The following is a 21285-nucleotide window of genomic DNA, read 5'->3' on the forward strand; positions in this document are numbered from 1 at the left end:
GGGGCCTCTGTAGCAGGGCTCGCGCTCAGTGGCGAGCGGCGCGGGTGCGGGTGGCTTCCCACCGAAGGATGTCACGCAGCGCGTCGGTGAACGCGAGGTGCAAGCCTCGCCGATCGAGATCGCCCCCGGGTTCGGCGGTGCCTCCGCGCCGCTCGCGCGAGCCCTCGCCGGTCGCGGGGTCTTGGTTGGTGCGCATCATGGGTCAGGGATCCTTGTGTGGAATCGTCAGGTGCAGCCTCAGCGAGAGGCATCTTCCCTCAAGAACAACGAGCTTCAAGGAGTATTTCGGCCGGGGGGTCGTTTTAGGGCGGGGATGTCGTACCTGCCGCGCCAGCTCACGGCGGACCGCCTCGGCGCGCGCGAGAGGAGAGCATGCCGCGCGCGGCGGCGGCGAGCTCGGGCCGCGTCTTGGGCGACGATTGGGCCGCTGATCTAGACGAAGAAATCGGGAATGAGCTCGGCGCCGGGCACCGACGCGTACTTCGAGAGATCGGTGATCCCTACGGAGGCGAGCACGTCGTCGTCGACGAAGAACTGGACGCTGAAGTCGGTGCTCTTTCGAGTGAGAATGACGTGCGCCGCGTCGGCCATGATCTCCGCCGTGCGGCTGCCGCGCATCGTGTCGTCGCCGCCGAGCAGGTTCTGAACCGCCGCGGTCGCGATCACCGTGCGAGGCCAGAGCGCGTTCACGGCGATGCGCTTGCCACGGAGCTCCTCGGCCATGCCGAGGACGCAGAGGCTCATGCCGAACTTCGCCATCGTGTACGCCACGTGCGGCGCGAACCACTTGGCCTCCATGTTGAGCGGAGGCGACAAGTTCAGGATGTGCGGGTTCTCGGCCTTGGCGAGGTGGGGAATGCAGGCCTGCGAGCAGGCGAACGTGCCGCGAGTGTTCACCCCGTGCATGAGGTCGAAGCGCTTCATGGGCGTCTCGAGGGTGCCGGTGAGGCTGATGGCGCTCGCGTTGTTCACGAGGATGTCGATGCCCCCGAAGGTGTCGACGGCCTTCTGCACCGCCTCCGCAATTTGCGCCTCGTCGCGCACGTCGACCAGGCAGGCGAGCGCCTTGCCACCGGCCTTCTCCATCTCCTGGGCCGCCGTGTAGACGGTGCCGGGCAGCTTCGGGTGGGGCTCCGCGGTCTTGGCGGCGATGACCACGTTCGCGCCGTCGCGCGCCGCGCGGAGCCCGATCGCCTTGCCGATGCCGCGGCTCGCGCCGGTGATGAAGAGCGTCTTGCCCTTGAGGGAGGTGGCGGAGTTGGACATGGCCGAAGTGAACACCTGAGCCGAGGTGGGGTCAACGTCAGATCCTTCCACTCGCCCGCGCGTTTGACGGACACTCCCGCCGCCGCCCCGAGCGGCGCGCCCTCGCGCCTCGAGCCTTCGCCCACCGCCTACCCCACCCGCCCGCACGATCGCGCGCTCCGCGCTCGCGCGCCCCCAAGGACTTCGATGAAATACGCCGGTCTCGCCACCCTCCTCGCCGCCACCGCCACGCTCGCGTCCGCCGCGCTCCCCGGGTGCGGCGAGCGGATCATCGTCGTGCAGGCGCCGCCCGCGCCCACCACGAACACCGCCACCACGAGCGCGACCGCGGGCAATAACCCGCTCCCGCTCGCGACGGGCACCCCGACCGCGGAGCCCGGCGAGTGGGGCATTCGCGACCGCACCTCGGAGGAGGAGCTCTCCGCGACGATCCAGAAGGTGGTCGCGATGCCGAACGACTCGGACCTGCGCGCGCGGGTCGCGCGGCGCGGACTCTCGGTCGTGAACGTCGCCTGGGAGGACACGGGGCGATCCGTGGGATCGTCGGTCGGCCCCAATATCTCCGATCTATCACTCCAAGTCCGCACGCGCGACGCGCGGGGCGGGTTCGGCGGCGCCGTGATGCCGGTGGTCCGGTTCCCGAACTTCTCCGACCGCACGGGCGACGTGCCCGCCGACAAGTTCTTCGTGCGGGTGGGCAACGAGAAGGCCGGGACGCTCGCGAGCGTGCCCCTTCGCGAGGTGCTCCAGAACCTCCGCGGCTTCGTGAGCATGCCGTCGAGCCTCCAGGGGAGCGGGAACCTGCTCGCGGGGCGCGACTCTCACTTCCTCGTGAGCGCCCAGGCCGTGTTCCTCCCCATCCCCAAGACGGGGAAGGCCGAGTTCAACCCCGTGCTCTTCAACTACCAGTCGTCCATGGGCGCGCCGGCGGTGCTGACGCTCCTCGTCACCCGGCAGGGCACGAGCGTGAGCGTCATCGAGAACCGACCGGAGGACTCGACCGCGGCCGGCTGGGGGCAAGAACTCTACTTCAACAACCTTGGCCAGCGCGCGGCCTTCACCGCCGAGCGCAAGTCCGACGTCGCGCAGCGCATCGCCGCGCAGGGCGGCCCGAAGACCGAAGACGACAAGTCCGCCCTCGCGAAGGGCGCCGACGTGCTCTTCCTCGTGCAGGTGCCGCTCGTGCACGCGCAGCCACGGCGAGCCTGGGGCCCGCCCGGCACGGGCGGCCTGGGTGCGATGGGCGGCGGGGCCGCGCCTGCCGCCGCGGCGCCTGCGAAGGGTGCCTCCGCGGACGGTGCGGAGCGCCGCAGCGACGTCGAGCAGGCCGTGCTCGGCCACGGGCCCAACCTCGGCCCCTACAACGAGGGTCGGGGTCTGCGCCTCGAGCGTGACACCCGCTTCCCGATCCGCATCACGGTGCAGTTTTACAAGGCCACCAGCAACGGCGTCGTGAGCGACACCGATCTCGACAGCATCTCGCGGTCGATCGGCAGCGTCTACGAGCACGCCGAGTTCGTGGGCTCGCTCGTCCTCCCCGAGGGCGATGCGCGCCGCCCGACCGCGTGGCAGCGCGTCCCGCGCGAGTGGTTCCCGTGGTGACGGCAGCCGCGAAGTGAACGGCGGCGGCAGGTCCTCGCGGGATCAGCGGCGGCGGCGGAACGAGATGACGCTGCCGACGCCGCCCATCGGCTCCGGCTCGGGATCGTGCGGTGGCAGGACCTCGACGAGCCGCTCGATGACCGGGAGCGCCTCTGAGGCCGACCGCTCCGCGCGCAGCTCGTCGAAGGGCCCGTCGAAGGCGAGCACCAAGAGGTAGATGCCAAGGAAGGAGACCACATAGAGCCCGTGCTCCTCCGTGGACTCGACGTGGCGGAGGTGGTGCCCTCGGTTCACCTGGGCGGTCTCCGCCAGCAGCCGCGCGCGGTCGACGGCGCGACCGCCGACCTCGAGGCGGCGGGTGTCTTCGCTGGGGTCGAGCCCGGCCGCGCCGCGCTCTCGGGCCGCCGAGCGCTCGATCGCGAACACGACGTCGGTGTTGTCGGCGGCGAGGGTGTCCGGGTCGATGAGCTGGCGGCGGGAGAGATCGGCCCGCGGCGCGCTCTCCCTCGCGAGGGCGCTCGCCCACACCACCGGCGACCGGGCGTCGATCACCAGGACGTCGAGCGCGGCCGACCGCGTGGCCAGCGCGCGCAGCTCGTCGGGCAGCGACACCGGCGCGCGCCCCCCTGTCGCGGGCAGGTGCTCGAGGGACGCGGCGAACGTGCTCGCGAGCATGTCGAGCCGCCGCGCGAGCGCCGCGCGGTCGTGCGGCACCACCACGAACGAAGCGACGAGGTGTCGGCCGTCCGGGAGCGTGGTCACGAGGGCGTTGGGAGCTTCGGGCTCGGCGGCGGCGACGTCGAGCACGCGCACGTCGTCGGCCCCCAGCTCACGACGGACCAGCGCAATCAGGCGTTCGATCACCGGGTCGTTGGCGCTCTCGTTCACGGCTCTGGCGTAGCACACGCGGCCGGCCACGAGGAACCCCGCGGCGCGCGCGAGACACGCTACCCTCTGGGAGAGGCCGCCCCGACCCGGCGACCCAAGGGAAGACCGTGAGCGCCGAAAAACCAGCCAAACTCCCAGGATCGCGGCTCTCTCGACTCGCACGGCTCGCGAGCCTGGGCGTGCGGACCGGCGCCAGCGCGCTGCGGGGCGACGACGGCGCGGGGGCCGCCGAGAAGGCCGCCGAGGTGCTGGGCAACCTCCGCGGGCTCGCCGCCAAGGTGGGACAAATGGCGAGCTATGTGGACGGCCTGGTCCCCGAGGGGCAGCGCGACGCCTACGAGGCCTCGCTCCGCGCGCTGAGATCGCAGGCTCCCCGCTCGTCGGCCGCGGAGATCCGCGGGGTGGTCGAGGCCGAGCTCGACGCGCCGATCGACCGGCTCTTCGCGGCCTGGGAGGATACGCCGATCGCCAGCGCGTCGATCGGGCAGGTCCACCGCGCGACGCTCCACGACGGGCGAGTGGTCGCGGTCAAGGTGCAGCACCCCAACGTGCGCCAGGCGGTCGAGAGCGATCTGGCGAGCGCCGGCGTGCTCGAGACGTTCGCCGCGCTCGGCGGCGCGCGGCGGTTCGACTCGCGCGGGCACCTCGAGACGCTCCGCGAACGCTTCCGCGAGGAGCTGGACTACGAGCTGGAGGCGAGCCGTATCGCGCACTTCGCGGCGGTCCACGACGGCGATCCGCGTGTGAAGGTGCCCGTCCTCGTGCCCGAGCGCTCGCGGCAGAGCGTGCTCACCACCGAGCTCGTGACCGGGGGCTCCTTCGAAGACGCCTGTGACGCGCCGGTCGAGGCGCGCCGCGCGTGGGCGGAGACGCTGTGGCGCTTCGTCTTCAAGGGAAACCTGGCCGGCGGAATGTTCAACGCAGACCCGCACCCGGGCAACTACGTGTTCCACGATGACGGCGCGATCACATTCCTCGACTACGGCTGCGTGCAGGTCATCCCGCCGCCCATGCGCGCGCGCGCCGTCGCTCTCCACCAGGCGGCGTGCGCGGGCGACGAGGCGGGCTTCCGGCGGTGCGCGCGGGAGCTGCTCGCTTCGCGCCCCGGCCTCATGGAGGACCTGTCGATCGCCTACTCACGACGGTGCTTCGAGCCCCTCTTTGACTCTCCGTACCGCCTCACGCGCGGCTACGCGGCGGCGCTCGTCACCGAGATGCACGCGCTCGGCAAGAGCGTGCGCGGGGCCAAGGACAGCGAGGTGTTCACGATGCCGCGCGAGATGCTCTTCATGAACCGCCTCCAGTTCGGCTTCTATTCCGTGCTCGCGCGGCTCGACGTCGAGGTCGACTACCGCCGCGTGGAGGCTTCGTTCCTCCCCGCGGCGATCCCCGAGTGACCGGAGCGCGCGGGAAATCGAAGCGCTCAGCGCGCGCTACACGGCGGTCAGTCGGTGCAGGGCACGCGATCGTAGAAGTCGGAGGCCTCGGCGAGCTCGTCCGAGGAGAGTAGACGCACGACGTCATCATGCCGTTGCGCAACGCGTTGATTTTCTTGGTGAACGGGGAGGTCCTTCGATTCTTGCTTCGAGGTCTGGGTCATGGCCTTAGCAGTAAGCAATGGTCGTGCCGTGCGTGATTCCGCGGGGTTGACCTCGCGGTCGCAACCCCGCGTTCGCGGCGCGGGGCCCATGACGCGGCTTCGCTTCGCACCCGCCCGCCGGCGCCGCGCCGGACGTCGGGTGTGTCGTGTCGGGGCGCCGCGTCACGTGCATACTCCACGCGTGGCCAAGCCCCGCACGTACGAGGAGAAGCGCGATCCGGCCACGACCAACGAGCCGTTCGGCGACGCCGCGCGCGGCGAGGCCGGCGGCACGCTCGTCGGCGCGTTCGTCGTGCACCTGCACGACGCCACGCGTCGCCACTACGATCTTCGCGTCGAGGCCAACGGTGTGCTGGCGAGCTTCGCGGTGCCGAAGGGGCCGTGCCTCGATCCCACGGAGAAGCGGCTCGCGATCCACACCGAGGACCACCCGCTCGAGTACCTCGACTTCGAGGACGTGATCCCCGAGGGCAACTACGGGGGCGGGCCCATGATCGTCTGGGATCGCGGCACCGTGAGGTACCTCGAGGGCCCGAGCGAACGCGGCCTCGTGGTGGGGAAGCTCGACATGGTGTTCTCGGGTCGCAAGCTCCGCGGCCGATGGGCGCTCGTGAAGCTCGGAAGGTCCGCCGGGCGCCCGATGCGCGAAGAGGACGCGGCTGCGTGGCTGTTCTTCAAGAAGCGCGACGCGTACGCGAGCGAGACCGACGACATCGAGGCCCGCGATCGCTCGGTGCTCTCGGGGCTCCGCGTGGGCGAGCTCGAGGCGCGGGATCTCACCGCCGGGCGCCTCTCCACGATCGCGCGCTCCATCGCGGGCGGCGCCGACGCGTGCGCATCGCCGTTCACGCCCCCGGTCGAGCGGAGCGGGCTCTCCGAGTTGCCGGGGGACGCCCCCAACGAGCGAGCGTTCGAGCCCGATCTCGACGGGCTCCGCGCGCGCGTCGAGCGCGACGGAGACCGCGTCATCCTGGTCGAGCACGGCGACCCAACCATGCGAGATCTCTCGGCATTCTACCCAGAGCTCGTGCGGGCCGCGCGGGCCTTGCCGGCGGAGCGCTTCGCGCTCGACGGCACGGTCGTCACCTTTGACGCGGCCGGGCTCCCCAGCCTGCCGCGACTGGCCGCTCGCGCCGCAGAGATCGTGAAGGGCGAGGCGCACCGCGCCACGCTCGAGGCGCCGGTCACGCTCGTGGCGCAAGATCTGGTCTCGCTGGACGGCGCGTGGCTGGGGGCGGCGCCGTACGAGGCGCGACGCGCGCTGCTCTGCGAGCTCGCGGCCGGCGAGGGCTTCGTGCAGGTGAGCACACTCCTGCCGGGGCCGTGGCGCGCCGCGCGCGACCTCGCGCGCTCCCTCGGGCTGCGTCGGCTGCTCGTGCGTCACCGGCGCGCGACGCTCCCCGCGGCGCCCGGCGAGGAGACGTTGCGCGTCTCGGAGGGGCCGACGCCCGAGATCGCGCGGGTGGACCACGGGAGCCCGAAGGCGGCCCTCCGGGAGGTTCGGATCACGAACCCGCAGAAGGTGTATTTCCCGGAGCTCGGCGCCACGAAGGGGCGCGTGATCGCCTACTACCGATCCGTGGCGGGCGCGCTGCTGCCGCACGTGCGCGGCCGCCCGGTCACGGTCGTGCGGTACCCCGACGGCGTGCACGGCAAGCACTTCTTTCAGTGGAACGTGCCGCCGCAGATGCCCTCGTGGATGCGCACCGTCGCGTTCAAAGACGAAGAGGAGCCCGAGCGGCCGAAGCGCGGGTTTCTGCTCGACGACCTCGAGAGCCTGCTCTACGTGGCGAACCTCGGGGTGCTCCCGATCCACGTCTTCTCGTGCAGGGCCGCTTCGCTCGCCATGTGCGACTACGTGGCGCTCGACTTCGACGTCAAGCTCGCGAGCCTGCCGGCCGCGGTCGCGCTCGCGCTCGAGCTGCGCGCGATCCTCGACGCGATCGGCCTCGCGGGGTACCCGAAGACCTCGGGCCAGACCGGGCTGCACGTGCTCGCGCCGCTCGGCGCGGGGCACGGCTACGACACGGCGCGCGCGCTCGTGGAGATCTTGGGGCGGCTGCTCGTGCATCGCCGGCCCGATCTCGCCACCATGGAGCGGCTGCCCGCGAAGCGGGGCCCGAGGGTGTACGTGGACACGGTGCAGACGGGGCCCACGCGTACGCTGGTGGCGCCGTACTCTCTCCGCGCGGTGCCCGAGGCCACGGTCTCGATGCCGCTCACGTGGGACGAGGTGCGCGACGACCTCGATCCCAAAGCGTACTCGCTCGACACCGTGCCCGGGCTCGTGGCGGCGCGCACCTGCCCCATGGCGTCGTTCGCCGAGGCGTCGCCCGACGTGGGGCGCGCCGTGGCCCGGCTGGCCGAGCTGTGGGCGGCCGCTCGCTGAGGCCCGCGCGTCAGCCACGTTGACAAAGGCGCCCGCTTCTTGAAGAAAGGGCGGAGTGTCGCAGAAAACCAGCTACTTCGACGTGGACGGGACCCTCCTCCGCACGAACCTCATCCATCCCACCGTCTACTACCTCTTGAACCAGCGGACGCCGTTCCGCAGCTTCCTGAAGGTGGCGAAGGCCGTCGTGCGCGCTCCGGAGATGGCGTTCGCCGAGTGGAAGGACCGCCGGCTCTTCAACGAGGCGCTGTTCTCGAGCTACGAGGGCATGTCGCGCGACCGGCTGCTGCTCCTCGCCGACGACGCGTTCGAGGCGGTCGTCAAGCCCGCGCTCTACCCCTCGGCGAAGGACCTCGTGGCGCGCTGCCGCGACGAGGGGCACGAGGTGGTCATCGTCTCGGGAGCGCTCGACTTTCTGATGGACCGGCTCGCCACGCACCTCGGCGCGACGCACGTCATCGCGAACCGGCTCGAGATCAAGGACGGCTTCGCCACCGGGAGGCTCTTGCGCCCGGTCGTCGCCGGCCCGGAGAAGGCGCGGCTCATACGCGAGCACGCGCGCGAGACGAACGTCGACCTGGGTGAGTGCTTCGCCTACTCCGACAGCTACTCGGACGTGCCCATGCTGAGCGTGGTGGGCCACCCCGCGGCGGTCAACCCCGACGGCAAGCTCGCGCGCCTCGCGGAGGCCTACGGCTGGCCGGTGATCCGCCTCGACCAGAAGCGCCGGCAAGCGAGCTGAGCGTGGCGGCGTGGCTCCACGGGACGAATCCCGTCGCGTCTGCGCGCTCTACAAGGTCAGCGGGACCGCCAAGAACTTGAGCGGGCGCGGGCCCGCGGCCGCGCCGACCAGCACGAGCGCGAGTGGAGGCGCGTAGAACGCCGCAGGGGGCTTGCTTGGCGCCGCCCCCTCGTACAGGTCGAGCAACGACTGCCGGTGGGTGCCGGCGACGACCTCCGCCCCGAAGTCGGCGTAGGTGAGCGACCGCGCAGCGCCCGGGTCGACGGGGACCGCCGTGCCCTGCGACCGTAACGTCACTCCACCCCGGAAGGTCGACTCGTTCACGAGCTGCGCCGAGAGACGCCCGGGGCCGCCGCCATCGCTGGCCACCATCTTCCCCGTGGTGAATCGGAGGTCGGTGTCGCTCGCGCCCGTGAGCGTCAAGATGGTCCCGTCCTTGCCGAAGAGGCCCTCGTCGGGGAGGTCGACGAGCCGGAGGTTCGCCGAGCCCACGCAGCCGGTCCCCCCACACGCCACGGCCGAGCACGACCCGGAGAGAGCCCTTCGTTCCCTTTCGTCGCCTCGTTCAGCAGCACGAGCACGATCTTGCGCACAGAGTCGTACCCGGGGTCCTTCGCCATGAACACGGCGCTCTGGACGTCGACGCCCGCCAGGTTGGACCTGGGCATCAACGTGGAGGGAATGGGCGCGCTCGGATCGGCGCTCAAGGGGGCCGCGGGCGTGGCACCCGGCGCGGCCGGGCACACGCGAAACGCGGGGAGCGTGGCGTGGGCGTGCACGAGCAGCACGCCGACAGGCGGCGGCGGCGGCGGCCGCGGACCGGCGTCCACGTCCTGGCTGCCGCCAGAGGTCGGAGGGCCGGGCAGCGTCACGCTCGAGGCCCCGTCCGGGCCGCTCGAGTCCGCCGGGGTGCCGACGCGCTCGGGCGCGCTGAAGCTCGCGCTCTCGCTCGCTTGCCCGCAGTGCAGCGCGGCGGGCGCGAGGGCCGCGAGCACGAGCCAGGGCAGGAGGGTCGAGCGGGGCATCCCGTGGGACACTGGGCACCTCAAAGCAGCGGAAGGGCGATGAATTTCAAAGGTTTAGACGCGTTCGCCTGCGCCCCGACGAGCACGAGCGCGTAAGGGCCGCCCGCGGCAAAGTGCGCGACGATGGGCACCGTGGGGTCGGACTGTTCGTGGATTTCCACGAGGGACTCCTCGTGGGCGCCGGCCTTCAGGCGGTCGCCATAGGAGGTCCGAAAGACGGGGGTCAGCGACATCGAGGAGAGCGTCGTGCTGCGGGTCGCGAGGCCGCCATCGTCCAGCGGCTCGCTCACCTCGTAGGTGACGGGCCCCGCGTAGTCGGAGACGTTCACGAGCTGCAGGTTCAGGTGGCCGCTGCGCAGGCCGTTGGAGAGCGCCACACGCACATCGATCTGCACGTCGGTGTTGGACGTGCCCCGCACCGCGAGCACGGCCCCCGGCTTGGTGAGCAGACCCGGATCCGGCAGACGCAGCGCGACGCGCTTCGTGGCGGGCAGGCAGCCGGTGCCGCTGTCGCCGTCGCACGCGAGGGACGAGCACGCGCCCGAGACGAGGGACTCGTTCTTCTTGGTGTCCTCGTCGAGGAGGAGGAGCACGAAGTCGCGCCCGTCGAACTCGGGTGGCGCGTCGAGGCGCACCGCGCCGCGCGCGTCGAGGCCCGCGAGGCTCGCGCCGGGCATGCGCGCGGTAGGGATGGGGGCCATGGTGCCGTCCGACACGGTGGCCCGCGCGCTCGCCGCGGGGCACAGGCGAAACGCGGGCAGCGTGTCGTGCCCGTGGATGAGCACGACCGCGCCACGCGCGAACGTCGGCGCTGGCGGCTCGAAGACTTCGGGGCCAGCGTCCGGCAGCGTCGCCCCATCGACAGGGCGGGGGGGCTCAGGGCCGCCATCGAGGCCAGCGGCGCTCACGCTGCAGGACAGCGCGTGGAGCGCGGCGGCGCTGGCGGCGACGCCCAAGAGCACGGACAGGACTGTGCGCTTCCGTGGGCTCATCGATGGGTGGGTACCGCCACGAACGTGAGGTCGCCCGGCGCGCCGAGCAAGAACAACGCGAAGAGGCCCGGGTTCGCGTAGAAATCGACCACCGGCCGCCGCGGAGCGGAGTTGCCGTGCACCTCGAGCATCGTCTCGCGGTGCGTGCCGGCCACGAAGGCGCCACCAAAGCCGGAGTAGGGAATGCCGCCGGCGACGCTCCCATCGATGGCGGTCCCCTGGAACGTCACCCCCCGGCCGAAGTTGGCCTCGTCAAAGAGCTGCACGTCGAGCTTGCCCACCGTGGCGTTGGTGGACTGCCTGGGCGTCCGCGTCTCGAACCTGGCCGTGGCCCGGGTGGCCCCCTTCAGGACGAGGATCCCCTTCTTGTCCAAGGCGGCGTCGTTCGGCAGGTCCACGACGGTGACGCGGGGTTCGCGGGGTTCGGGCCCGGTGCCGTCGTCGAGACAACCCGACCCACCGCCGACGCACGACAGCGTCTCGCAGGTCCCCGAGATCAGCCCAGGGTGGGCCTTGGTCTTTTCATCGATCCAGAGCACCACGACGGACGTCGTGCCGAACATCGCTGCGGGGGGCGCTATCCCGACCGCGCCACGCTCGGGTACACCCTCCAGGCTCGACCCCGGCATGAGCACCTCGGGGATAGGTCGAGCGAGTGAGTCGCTCGCGACGACGCCTGGCGCGACGGCGGGGCAGAGCCGAAAGGCGGGGAGGTTCGAGCCGTTCGCGAGGACGAGGAGGTTGCTCTCGACCAGGGGGCCGGGGGTCAGCGTGCCGGCCTCCAGGCCCGCGTTCGTGCTGGGGGGGACGTCGGGCCCCCGTTCCGTCGAACCTTCGGGGCCCGCGTCCCCCGAAAGCGTGGCGCCGGCGTCGGCGCCACCGTCGCCACCGGGCTCCGGGGTGCCCGAGGCGCCGCAGTGGAGCGACCCGAAGCTGACCAGACCGCCGAGGGCCGCGAGCACGAGGAGGTGCGAGACAGAGCGCATGGTGCGGGCCTTTCTTCGGGTACGCCCTCCAGGAAGCATAGAGCGTGCCCGGAGGCAGGCCACCAAAAAAACACCCACTTCTCGCGCGGCCAGCGGGGTAGGACCGGCGCGTCAGGGTCCGCGGTCGTGCCACCTGGCACACTTCCCCGCCAAGGCGCAGAAGCCGCCGCTGTGGTCGGGCAAAGAAGTTGCTTCCGGTATCTTCGTCGCGCATCCTTTCCGCACCTCTCCTCTCCATTTTTTTCCCGTCCCTTCGCCGAGGCCCTTCCCTTGTCTACGCCCCAAGTCGGCATGATGGTCACGCCGAACGTTCGGCTCACCCGTCCTCTCAGTGAGGGCGGAATGGGCGCGGTGTGGGTGGCGGAGCACCTGGCGCTGCGGACGCAAGTGGTGGTGAAGTTCATCCTCGGGGAGCTCGCGTCCAACCCCGACGCGCTCTCGCGCTTCGAGCGCGAGGCCGCCGCCGCCTCTCAGGTGAAGAGCCCTCACGTGGTGCAGACGTTCGACCACGGCTGCACGAAGGAGGGACTCCCGTACATCGTGATGGAGCTGCTGGAGGGAGAGGACCTCGGCGACTACCTCGACCGCCACCGGCGCATGGAGCCGCAGACCGTGCTCTCGCTGGTCTCGCAGCTGAGCCGCGCCCTCGACCGCGCCCACGTGAAGGGCATCGTCCACCGCGACATCAAGCCCAACAATATTTTCCTTAGCGAAGGCGAGGCCGGCGAGTTCTTCGTGAAGCTCCTCGACTTCGGCATCGCGAAGGGCGTCGACTCGGTGCGCCTCGACAGCGCCACACGAACCGGCACGGTGATGGGCTCGCCTTTCTACATGAGCCCCGAGCAGATCGTGGGCGCGAAAGAGATCGGCCCGCGCTCCGACCTTTGGGCGGTGGGCGTGGTGGCCTTCGAGGCGCTCACGGGCGTGCGCCCCTTCGAGGCCGACTCGGTCGGCGCGCTGGCCCTCCAAATCCACGCGGGCGAGCGGCCGCGACCCACGGAGAAGAACCCGAGCCTGCCGGCCACGGTCGACGAGTGGTTCGAAAAGGCCTGCGCTCGCGAGATCGACGACCGCTACGGCTCGGCGCGGGAAATGTCCGAGGGCCTCGCCGCCGCGCTCGCGGGGCAGAGCCCGCTCCTGGTCAGCTCCGGTCCTCGCGTCTCCGCGCCCACGTCTGCGCCCACCCCGGGGTCCGGGCCGGGCGCCGTGCCCACCGCGGCCAGCTCCGGGGGGTCACTCGGCAGCTCCGCGATGTTCGCGAAGACGCACGAGGTGCCCTCGGGCAGCCTGCCGTCGTCGCCCGGCCTGTCCGCGACGACGTTGAGCGCCCCCCCGAGCGGCTCGCGCAAGGTCGCGCTGGCCGTGGGGGGCCTGGGCCTCCTGGTCCTGGGGTTGCTTGGTGCGCTCGCGCTACGCGCGTCGCCTGGCGCGACCGCTACGGGCCTCGGGGGAAATCCCACCGCGACGACCACGACGGCGGCGACGAGCGCGCCCATCGCGACGTCGCACGTCGACGCCTCGGGTCCGGCCTCGACCGCCCTGGTCGCGCTCTCTGCGGAGCCGCCGCACGCCGCACCCTCGACCTCCGCGCCAACACCGGCTAAGTCTGTCACGCTCAAGGGACACCCGGCGACGCCGCCCCCGTCCAGCGCCCCGTCCGCGCCCCCACGACCCACGGCGACGAACAATGACCCGCTCCTGTGAAAGCGTAAAGTTCCCAAGGAGATTCGTGAGCCTAGCGCTTTCGGTAGCGCTCGGGCTGGCCAGCGCCTCGCTGGTCACGCGGCCGGCGCTCGCGGACGGCGCGCCGAGCGCGTCCGACCTCGAATCGGCCCGTGGCGCGCTCCTCGCGGGCCGCGCGCTGCGCGCGAAGGGCGACCTCGCCGGCGCGCTCGAGAAGTTCAAGGCGGCGCACGTGCTGGCGCACACGCCCGTCACGGGCATCGAGCTCGCCAAGGTCCACGCGGAGCTCGGTCAGCCGGTCGAGGCGCGCGACGTGTGCTTCGAGATCGGCCGCATGCCGATCGCGCTCGGCGAGACGGGGCGCTCGCGCGAGGCCCGCGCCGAGGCCGACACGCTCGCCGAGGCCATGAAGGGCAAGGTCGCGACCCTGCTGGTCGTGCTGAAGACGCCCCCGAACCGCGCGGCGCACGTGAAGGTGGACGGCGTGGAGGTGCCCGAGGCCGCCCTCGCCGCGGGCCGCAAGGTGAACCCGGGCAAGCACGTGGTCACCGCGCGCATCGACGAGGGCCCCGAGGCGTCGGTCTCGGCCACGCTCGGCGAAGGCGAGAAGAAGAGCGTGGAGCTCGCCCCGGAAGCGCCGACCAAGGTTTCGCAGGCCGGTGGCCCGCCTCCGCCCCCGCCTCCGCCCCCCGTCGAGGAGCGCAAGACCGTCTCACCGCTCGTGCCGCTCGGCTTCGGCGTGGGCACCGCGGGCCTCATCGTCGGCTCGGTCTCGGGCATCATCGCGCTGAGCAAGACGAGCACGCTCGACGCGAACTGCAAGACGCCGGCCCGCGACGCCAAGGTTGGCTGCCCGGCCACGGAGACCTCGGACCTCTCCACGGCGCGCGGAGCGGCCACCGTCAGCACCATCGGGTTCGTCGTGGCGGGCGTAGGCGCGGCCGTGGGGGTCGTGGGGCTGCTCACGCCTGGCACCGTGCGCGTAGGCAAACAGGGGCGAATTTCACCTTACTTCGACGGGACAGGGGCCGGGCTTCATGGCGCGTTCTAGGCTCGTCTTCACGTTGGGTGTGCTCGCGGCGCTCGGCGCTGGGGCGTGCGGCAACCTCATCGGGCTCGATAAATTTGTAGACTGCACGGAGTTTTCCGACCTCTGTACCGATGGAGGCGCCGGGGACGTCGACACTCCGGATGGCGTCGGGCCCGACGTCGTCCAACCCGACGGGGGACACGACGCCGACGCCGACGCCGACGCCGACGCCGACGCGGGCCCGCCGCTGCCCGACGGCTCGGTCGGCTCCGACTGGGCCAAGTACCGCGTACCAAACTACGACGGTGGCAGAGTCGACGCGGCGGCCGTGGCCAACCCGACGTACGTCTCGGCGGGCACTGTCGGAGCGGCCTTCGTCGACGGCGGATCGTTCGATGGCGGCGTGGCTGTCAGCCTCCAGTGGTCAACGTCAGCCGCAAGCGAGACCACCAGCACCTGGCTCCGCACGCCCGACGACGAGGTCGTTCAGACGTTCGACAAGGCACAGAGCCACTGCGTCAAGCTCGGCGGCCGCGTCCCCACACGCATCGAGCTGCTGATGTTGCTCGACTCCACGCAGCGCGACACCGACGGTAGCGCCTTCATGCTGAGGCCGGAGGTCCGGCCCAGCGACGGCCTCGTTGCCGGTCACCCGACGGCCTATTGGACCTCCACCGCGTTGCGCGGAGACGGCGGGATCGATTTCTGGGTCGTGGACTTCAAGTCCGGCGCCGTCAGGCTGACGCGGTCTGCGTTTCTGGGGGTGCTATGCATCCGATGACGAGGCGCGCCGCGACCGCCGCCGCCCTCTTGCTGCTCCCCGGGCTCGTTCGCGCTGACGCGCCGACGGGTCAATACGAGGCGTACCTGTCCACGCAGATTACGATTTCCGACGCGAAGACCCACCTCCAGTGGACGCGGGCGGTGCCCGCCGGGCAGCAATCCTTGAGCCAGATCGTCTGCTCGACCCGGCTTCCTTCGGTGCGTGAGCTCGCGACGCTGCTCGACAACGAACCCGCCACCGTTTACGACGACAAGGGTCTCCCGCAGCGCATTTACATCGACACGAACGCCTTCCCCGGCACGCCGCGCGGGAACTTCTGGACGTCGACGGCGACCCCGGAAGGAAAGGTCTTCGTGGTCAATTTCGGGACCGGGGAGATCTCCTTGGTCGATCCCGCGGTGACCAAGGCGCACGTGCGGTGCGTCGTGAACTACTAGCGCTTCGGATCGCCAGGCCACGGGACCCGTGGTAGACCGCGGGCACATGAGCCACCCTCTGTGCGTCACGCTCGATCGACGCAGCGCCCCGCGCACCATCTTCTCCGGGGACCGCCTGATCGAAGTGGACATGCCCGCGGGCACGCGCGTGCTCTACCCCAAGCCGCCGCTCGCGGGCCTGAAGGATCCGGACGCCGCCATTCGCTACGCGCTGAACCACCCGTACAACTCGGCGCCGCTCCACGCGAAGCTGCGGCCCGGCATGAAGGTCGTCATCGCGATCGACGACATCTCGCTGCCGCTGCCGCCCATGCGCCGGCCCGACGTGCGCGAGCGCGTGCTCACGATCGTGCTCGAGACCCTCGCCGACCACGGCGTGGAGGACATCGAGATGATCATCGCGACCTCCGTGCACCGGCGCATGACCGGCCCCGAGATCCGCCACATCGTCGGCGACAAGATCTACAACGCCTACTACCCCGACCGCCTCTACAACCACGACGCGGAAGACCCGAAGGGCATGGTCGAGATCGGCACCACCGAGCTCGGCGAGGTGGTCGAGCTGAACCGCGCCGCGGTGGAGAGCGATCTCCTCATTTACGTGAACCTGAACCTCGTGCCGATGGACGGCGGGCACAAGTCGGTGGCGGTGGGGCTCTGCGGGTACAAGAGCCTGCGGGCGCATCACAACCCCGAGACCATGCGCAAGTGCCACTCGTACATGGATCCGGACTCGTCCGCCCTGGCGCGGTCGGTCGAGCGAATGGGCAAGATCGCGAACGCGAAGCTCAACGTGTTCACGATCGAGACCACGATCAACAACCGCATGTTCGATCGCCCGCTCGAGTTCCTTCACAAGAACGAGGACGACCTCACGTCGAGCGAGCGCGCGGCGCTGAAGGCGCTCGTGTTCACGCTGTCCCGCGTGCCCCAGCCCGCGCGCGAGGCGATCTTCCAGCGCATCCCCTCGCCCTACGAGCTCACCGGCGTGTTCGCCGGCGAGACCGAGGCCGTGCACGAGCACACGCTCGCGAAGGCGTACGAGCAGTACCTCGTGCCCATCAAGGGGCAGGCCGACATCCTCGTCACGGGGATCCCGTACATCAGCCCGTACAACGTGAACTCGTTCCTGAACCCACTGCTCGTGCAGGTGATGGCGCAGGGGTACCTGTTCAACCTCTACAAAGGGGTGCCGCTCGTGAAGAAGGGCGGCACGATGATCGTGTGCCACCCGTGCACCGACCAGTTCGACAAAGAGCACCACGCCCCGTACATCGAGTTCGTGCACAACCTGCTGCCCGAGACGCGCGACGCGCTCGAGCTGCACAAGCGCTACGAGAAGAAGTTCTCGGAGAACCCCGCGTACATTCAGATGTACCGCTCGGGCCATGCGTACCACCCGACCCACCCCTTCTTCATGTGGTATTGGGGCGAGGCGGGGCGCCAGCACCTCGGGCGCGTCATCGTCGTCGGCGCCGACAACGAGTACATCCCGAAGCTCCTCGGCTACGAGACCGCGAGGTCCATGCCGGAGGCCCTCGAGATGGCCCGGGACACCGCGCCAGCCTCGCCGGAGATCACCATGCTCCACTCGCCGCCGATCCTCATGGCGGAGTGCTCCGCGTAACCTGCGTTCCCGCACCGTGACTTTCCCCGTACGGCGCGCCGAGAGCGCGTAAGGTTCCCCGATGGCCGCCAAGAAGAAGCCCCTCGCCACCGCCAAGCCGCGGAGCGCGCCCAAGAGCAGCGCCGTGACGACCAAGAAGCCAAGAAGCCCGCGACTGCCAAGAAGGCCGCCCCGAAGCCCGCGACTGCCAAGAAGCCCGCCGCGAAGAAGGCCCCTGCCGCGACGGCGCCGACGGCCAAGAAGCCCGCCGCGAAGAAGGCCACCCCGAAGCCCGCCGTGAAGAAGGCCAAGAAGGCCGCCCCGAAGCCCGCCGCGAAGAAGGCCGCCCCGAAGCCCGCGAAGGGAGGGACACCCGCCGGCCTCGCGCAGCAGCTCCGCAAGCTCCTCGAGGGCGAGGACGCGCCGTCGATCCACGCAAAGGGCGTGGAGCTCTTCTCCGCCATCACGCAGGGCACGAAGGGCGAGCTGCACCTCGGCCTGCTCGCGGTCGCGTTCAGGCGCGCGGGCGAGCTCGGCCACGCCGAGGCCTGGGTCGATTTCGGCCAGTGCCTCCAGAACGGCTGGGGCGTGGACCCCGACGAAGAGGCTGCGCTCGCGGCCTACGCGAAGGCCGCGAGCATGGGGTCCGACCAGGGCGCCTACGCGCTCGCCGCCAACGCCTACTGGCACCAGCAAGACTTCGCCGCCGCGCAGGCGTGGGCCAAGAAGGCGCTCCGCGGGGGCGATCCCGTGGGCGCGGTGCACTACCTCCTCGGCCGCATGGCGTTCCACGGGCAGGGCGTCCGGGCGAACAAGAAGAAGAGCTACGAGCTGCACGAGACCGCCGCGAAGCGCGGCGACTCGGACGCGATGTTCGAGCTCTTCGCGATGGCGTCCACCGGACAGGGCACGAAGAAAGACGAGCCGACCGCCGTCGTGTGGCTCATGGAGGCGGCGAAGCGAAACCACCCGCGCGCGCTCTTCAACCTCGGCGCGTTCCACGCCATGGGCAGCTTCGGGTTCGCAGAGGACCTCGAGGCCGCCGCCAGCTTCTACGAGGCGGCGTCGGAGAACGGTCACGGGCGGGCGAGCGCCACGCTCGGCACGATGTACCTCGGCGGCAAGGGCGTCCGGAAGAGCGACAAGAAGGCGGCGGAGTTCTTCGAGCGCGCGGAGGCCCAGGGCTTCGACGTCCAGGAGTTCCTCGAGGGCCTCGGCTGATCCCGCGCTCGTAGCGCGCGCCGCGCGGTGCGTGTACATACATGGAATGCGCGCCATCCGCCCTTCCGCACTCGTAGCCCTCTGCGCAGCGTCGATCGCGTGCGGCGCCTTCGGCAGCGGCGACGCTGACGACGCAGGCGCGGCGGGCATCGACGCCGCGAGCAGCGCAGACGTGGCGAGCGGCACCGATGCGGCGGCCGCGGAGAGCGGCACCGATGCGAGCGCTTGCCGCGCCACCGGGCGGCCCGTGGTCGACGTCGCGTACGGGCAGGCCGCCACCTTCCCTTTCCCCGTCAGGAAGGCGGCAGTCGCGCCCAGCGGAGACGTCTTGGCCGTCGCGCTGCGCGCGTGCGGCGACGGGAGCGCGCGCAGCGCGACGTTGGCGCGGATCGGGCGCGACGGCACCGTGAGCGGCCCCATCGGTTGTCTGCCGGAGGAGGTGCCTTGGGCGATCGCCGCTACCCCCGCCGGCGCCCTCGTGGGTACGACGCTCGGGGCGAGCCCCGAGCAGCGCGTACGACTCTGGCGGGTGGCGCCGACGGGGGCGGCGACCCAACTCGACGAGCTCGGCAACCCGGTCGTCTCGCCGCCGGAGCCGAGTCGCACACCCTTCCCTACAATCGCCTTCCAGAGCGGAACAGTGACCGGGTGGGGCGGCTTCCGGGAGGCGCAGACGGGCGCGCCGAAGGTGAAGGGCGTGCTGCGCGCGTCGACGGGCGGCCCGTGGTTGTCGGTCGCCACGCCCGTCGCGACGGAGGTGCCCGTCGCGGTGGCGGCGCGCGGCGGGAGCCTGCTCTTCGTGTTCATCCAGGAGGCGGAGGACCCGAACCCGGGCTACGTGGTGCTGCGCCGCTTCAACGTGGCCTCGAGCCTCACGGAGGACACGGCATTCTCGAACGCCGGGCGTACGAAGCTCCCGCTGCCAGGCCCTGTGCTGTTCGTCGAGGCCCCCGTGCGCTCGCTCGTGTGGGACGGCGACACGATCACCTTCGTCATGTCGGTCACCGCGACGGACAGCGCAGTCTACGTGTTCCGGGAGCCCGCCGGCCCGGCGAGCCCGGCGACCTTCGTGGGGAGCGCGGCTCAGGTGACGCGGGCGTGCGACGGCGCCACGCTCATCGCGGCGAACGCTGGCGGCGGCGCGGTCGACGTCCTCCGCTTCTCCTCGGGCGCGCTCGGGTGGTCAGGAGGCGCGGCCGCCCCGCGGCTGGCGGGGCTCGGCGGCCTCACGGGCTTCGGGGTTGCCGACGACGGGCTCGCGTACGTGGTCGGCAGCACGAAGGCCGCGAGGCTCACGCCCTAGCCTATTTCGCGATCGCGACCGGCGCCGACCGCTGCTGACCCGAGAGCGACGCGGCGCGGTGGACGAGCCCCACGAGCTCGACGCGCTCCGGGCGCCCGAAGCTCGCGTTCGACGCCACCTGCGCGATCTGGTCGAGGCGCCACTCGCGCGCGGCCGGGCTCTTGCGGAGCACCTCGGCGAAGCCCACGACGGCGGTCGCGAAGCGGAAGTCGGGGGCGGCCGCCTGGAACGTGGGCGCGATGGCGGCCGGCGACATCGGGAACACCGACTCCTCGGCGCGCTCGCTCCCGTGAGGGGTCTTGTGGCGCACACGCACCGTCACGGGGCTCGCGTCGGTCCGCTTGAGCACCACATCGTACATCGCCGTAACGGTATGACCCGCCCCCACCTCGCCCGCGTCGACCTTGTCGTTGCGGAAGTCCTTGTCGGCGATGTCGCGGTTCTCGTAGCCCATGAGCCTGTACGTGGCGACGACGCTGGGGTCGAACTCGACCTGGATCTTCACGTCGCGCGCGATGACCTGGAGCATGCCGTCGAGCTGGTCGACGAAGACGCGCCGCGCCTGCTCTTGGGAGTCGATGTAGGCGTAGTTTCCGTCGCCGGAGTCGGCGAGCTGCTCCATCGTCGCGTCCTTGTAGTTGCCCGAGCCGAAGCCCACGGTCGAGAGCGTGATGCCCTGCCCGCGGTACCCTCGGATGATGCCCCGGAGCTCGGCCTGCGTCGCCCGGCCCACGTTCGCGTCGCCGTCGCTCAGCACCACCACGCGGTTCACGTGGTTCTTCACGAGACCCTTCCGGGCGAGCTCGTAGGCGAGCTGGAGGCCGTCGCCCATCGCGGTGGACCCGCCCGCGCGGAGGCGGTCGATGGCGGAGTGGATCCGCTCGCGGCCTTCGACGCCGGTCGGCTCGAGCACGCGCTCCACACCCCCGGCGTACGTGCAGATCGCCACGCTGTCGCCAGACTTCAGGCGGTCGGTCATGAGGTGCAGGCTCTGTTTGGCGAGGTCGATGCGATCGCGGCCACCCATCGATCCGCTCGTGTCGACGAGGTAGACGAGGTGCACCGGCGTGCGCTCCTCGGAGCCGATCCGCTTGCCTTGGAGGCCCACGCGCACGAGGTGGTGGCCCGGCGTGTAGGGCGAGGGCGCCGCGTCGGTGTGGACCGCGAACGGGCGCGCAGTGGGCGCGGCGTAGGCGTACTGGAAGTAGTTCACGTACTCCTCGGCCCGCACGGAGGCGAAGGGCGGCAGCGTGCCCTCGTTCAGCTTGCGACGCGAGATCGTGTACGAGGCGGTGTCCACGTCGATCGCGAAGGTGCTCAGGCGGTCGCGTGAGGCGTCGACGACCGGGTTCACGCCGTAGTCGGCGTAGTGCTCCGTGCCGGTCGGCTCGGCCGCGGGCTTCGCGACACCGATCTGCGCGGGAGACGCCTGCACGGGCGGCGGGGGCGGCGGCGCGCTCGGGAGGCTGGGGCGGGCGACCTCGTCGCTCGCGGGCAGCGCCTCCGCGGCGGCGTGCCGCGGGCCCTGCGCGCGGGGCGACGCGGCCTCCGGGCTCGCCAGGCCTCCCATCCCACCGCCGCAGGCGATCGACGTGAGCGCGAGCGGCGCGAGGACGAGGACGGCGCGTCCGAGGTGGGCGCGACGAGGCGAGCGAGGCGACGGCGTGGAGGCGCGGGGGGAGACGGACGGGCTCATGGGGACTCCTGGAGGCCGCGGCGCGCGCGGCGGAC

20 protein-coding genes are annotated in these 21285 nt (G+C 71.3%); 12 read left to right on the top strand and 8 right to left on the bottom strand.

What is annotated here, in order from left to right:
- Positions 1 to 25: 25 nt before the first annotated feature.
- Both IPQ09_21735 and IPQ09_21740 read right to left on the bottom strand, forming a co-directional pair.
- A complete protein-coding gene (locus tag IPQ09_21735) occupies positions 26 to 199 on the bottom strand; it encodes a hypothetical protein (GenBank protein MBL0196796.1) in 174 nt (57 codons plus the stop codon).
- 233 nt (positions 200 to 432) lie between these two features.
- Positions 433 to 1266 (bottom strand): NAD(P)-dependent oxidoreductase, encoded by an 834-nt coding sequence (locus IPQ09_21740; protein MBL0196797.1) that lies wholly within the window; start codon positions 1264 to 1266, stop codon positions 433 to 435.
- A gap of 186 nt (positions 1267 to 1452) precedes the next feature.
- Between IPQ09_21740 and IPQ09_21745 the strand changes: the two genes are divergently transcribed.
- Positions 1453 to 2868, top strand: coding sequence for a hypothetical protein (locus IPQ09_21745; protein MBL0196798.1), 1416 nt, complete (start codon positions 1453 to 1455; stop codon positions 2866 to 2868).
- Positions 2869 to 2910: 42 nt separating this feature from the next.
- On the opposite strand, the gene IPQ09_21750 is transcribed toward IPQ09_21745, so the two are convergent.
- Complete coding sequence (locus IPQ09_21750; protein MBL0196799.1) at positions 2911 to 3756, bottom strand: hypothetical protein; 846 nt, start codon at positions 3754 to 3756, stop codon at positions 2911 to 2913.
- A gap of 107 nt (positions 3757 to 3863) precedes the next feature.
- Here IPQ09_21750 and IPQ09_21755 point away from each other — a divergent pair, with 107 nt between their 5' ends.
- The gene (locus IPQ09_21755; protein ID MBL0196800.1) at positions 3864 to 5153 is read left to right on the top strand and encodes an AarF/ABC1/UbiB kinase family protein; all 1290 of its coding nucleotides are present in this window, start codon (positions 3864 to 3866) and stop codon (positions 5151 to 5153) included.
- Positions 5154 to 5200: 47 nt separating this feature from the next.
- On the opposite strand, the gene IPQ09_21760 is transcribed toward IPQ09_21755, so the two are convergent.
- A complete protein-coding gene (locus tag IPQ09_21760; GenBank protein ID MBL0196801.1) occupies positions 5201 to 5356 on the bottom strand; it encodes a hypothetical protein in 156 nt (51 codons plus the stop codon).
- Positions 5357 to 5537: 181 nt separating this feature from the next.
- Here IPQ09_21760 and IPQ09_21765 point away from each other — a divergent pair, with 181 nt between their 5' ends.
- The gene (locus IPQ09_21765; GenBank protein ID MBL0196802.1) at positions 5538 to 7745 is read left to right on the top strand and encodes a hypothetical protein; all 2208 of its coding nucleotides are present in this window, start codon (positions 5538 to 5540) and stop codon (positions 7743 to 7745) included.
- A gap of 55 nt (positions 7746 to 7800) precedes the next feature.
- A complete protein-coding gene (locus tag IPQ09_21770; protein ID MBL0196803.1) occupies positions 7801 to 8487 on the top strand; it encodes an HAD family phosphatase in 687 nt (228 codons plus the stop codon).
- A gap of 48 nt (positions 8488 to 8535) precedes the next feature.
- Here the strand turns inward: IPQ09_21770 and IPQ09_21775 are convergent, their stop codons facing one another.
- Complete coding sequence (locus tag IPQ09_21775) at positions 8536 to 8979, bottom strand: hypothetical protein (protein ID MBL0196804.1); 444 nt, start codon at positions 8977 to 8979, stop codon at positions 8536 to 8538.
- A gap of 126 nt (positions 8980 to 9105) precedes the next feature.
- Here IPQ09_21775 and IPQ09_21780 point away from each other — a divergent pair, with 126 nt between their 5' ends.
- A complete protein-coding gene (locus IPQ09_21780; protein ID MBL0196805.1) occupies positions 9106 to 9555 on the top strand; it encodes a hypothetical protein in 450 nt (149 codons plus the stop codon).
- Here the strand turns inward: IPQ09_21780 and IPQ09_21785 are convergent.
- A complete protein-coding gene (locus IPQ09_21785; protein ID MBL0196806.1) occupies positions 9533 to 10504 on the bottom strand; it encodes a hypothetical protein in 972 nt (323 codons plus the stop codon). The genes IPQ09_21780 and IPQ09_21785 overlap by 23 nt on opposite strands.
- Positions 10501 to 11490, bottom strand: a complete 990-nt coding sequence (locus IPQ09_21790) for a hypothetical protein (protein ID MBL0196807.1) — start codon at positions 11488 to 11490, stop codon at positions 10501 to 10503. The genes IPQ09_21785 and IPQ09_21790 overlap by 4 nt, the downstream gene beginning before the upstream one ends.
- 270 nt (positions 11491 to 11760) lie before the next feature.
- Here IPQ09_21790 and IPQ09_21795 point away from each other — a divergent pair, with 270 nt between their 5' ends.
- The 7 genes from IPQ09_21795 (at position 11761) to IPQ09_21825 (ending at position 19554) form a co-directional block, all read left to right on the top strand.
- Positions 11761 to 13194 carry a serine/threonine protein kinase gene (locus IPQ09_21795; protein MBL0196808.1) on the top strand — a complete coding sequence of 478 codons (1434 nt, stop codon included), beginning with the start codon at positions 11761 to 11763 and terminating at the stop codon, positions 13192 to 13194.
- Positions 13195 to 13219: 25 nt separating this feature from the next.
- Entirely contained in the window at positions 13220 to 14224 is a 1005-nt protein-coding gene (locus IPQ09_21800) for a hypothetical protein (GenBank protein MBL0196809.1), read from the top strand.
- Complete coding sequence (locus IPQ09_21805) at positions 14211 to 14984, top strand: DUF1566 domain-containing protein (GenBank protein MBL0196810.1); 774 nt, start codon at positions 14211 to 14213, stop codon at positions 14982 to 14984. The genes IPQ09_21800 and IPQ09_21805 overlap by 14 nt, the downstream gene beginning before the upstream one ends.
- Positions 14981 to 15424, top strand: coding sequence for a DUF1566 domain-containing protein (locus tag IPQ09_21810; GenBank protein ID MBL0196811.1), 444 nt, complete (start codon positions 14981 to 14983; stop codon positions 15422 to 15424). The genes IPQ09_21805 and IPQ09_21810 overlap by 4 nt, the downstream gene beginning before the upstream one ends.
- A gap of 46 nt (positions 15425 to 15470) precedes the next feature.
- Positions 15471 to 17051 (top strand): DUF2088 domain-containing protein, encoded by a 1581-nt coding sequence (locus tag IPQ09_21815; GenBank protein ID MBL0196812.1) that lies wholly within the window; start codon positions 15471 to 15473, stop codon positions 17049 to 17051.
- Positions 17052 to 17327: 276 nt separating this feature from the next.
- Positions 17328 to 18251, top strand: a complete 924-nt coding sequence (locus IPQ09_21820; GenBank protein MBL0196813.1) for a sel1 repeat family protein — start codon at positions 17328 to 17330, stop codon at positions 18249 to 18251.
- A 46-nt stretch (positions 18252 to 18297) separates the two neighbouring features.
- On the top strand, positions 18298 to 19554 hold the full coding sequence (locus tag IPQ09_21825; protein ID MBL0196814.1) for a hypothetical protein: 1257 nt from the start codon (positions 18298 to 18300) through the stop codon (positions 19552 to 19554).
- 1 nt (position 19555) lies between these two features.
- Here the strand turns inward: IPQ09_21825 and IPQ09_21830 are convergent, their stop codons facing one another.
- The gene (locus tag IPQ09_21830) at positions 19556 to 21250 is read right to left on the bottom strand and encodes a von Willebrand factor type A domain-containing protein (protein ID MBL0196815.1); all 1695 of its coding nucleotides are present in this window, start codon (positions 21248 to 21250) and stop codon (positions 19556 to 19558) included.
- Positions 21251 to 21285: the final 35 nt, after the last annotated feature.

This window comes from Myxococcales bacterium (genome assembly GCA_016720545.1).
Lineage (GTDB): Bacteria > Myxococcota_A > Polyangia > Polyangiales > Polyangiaceae > JAAFHV01.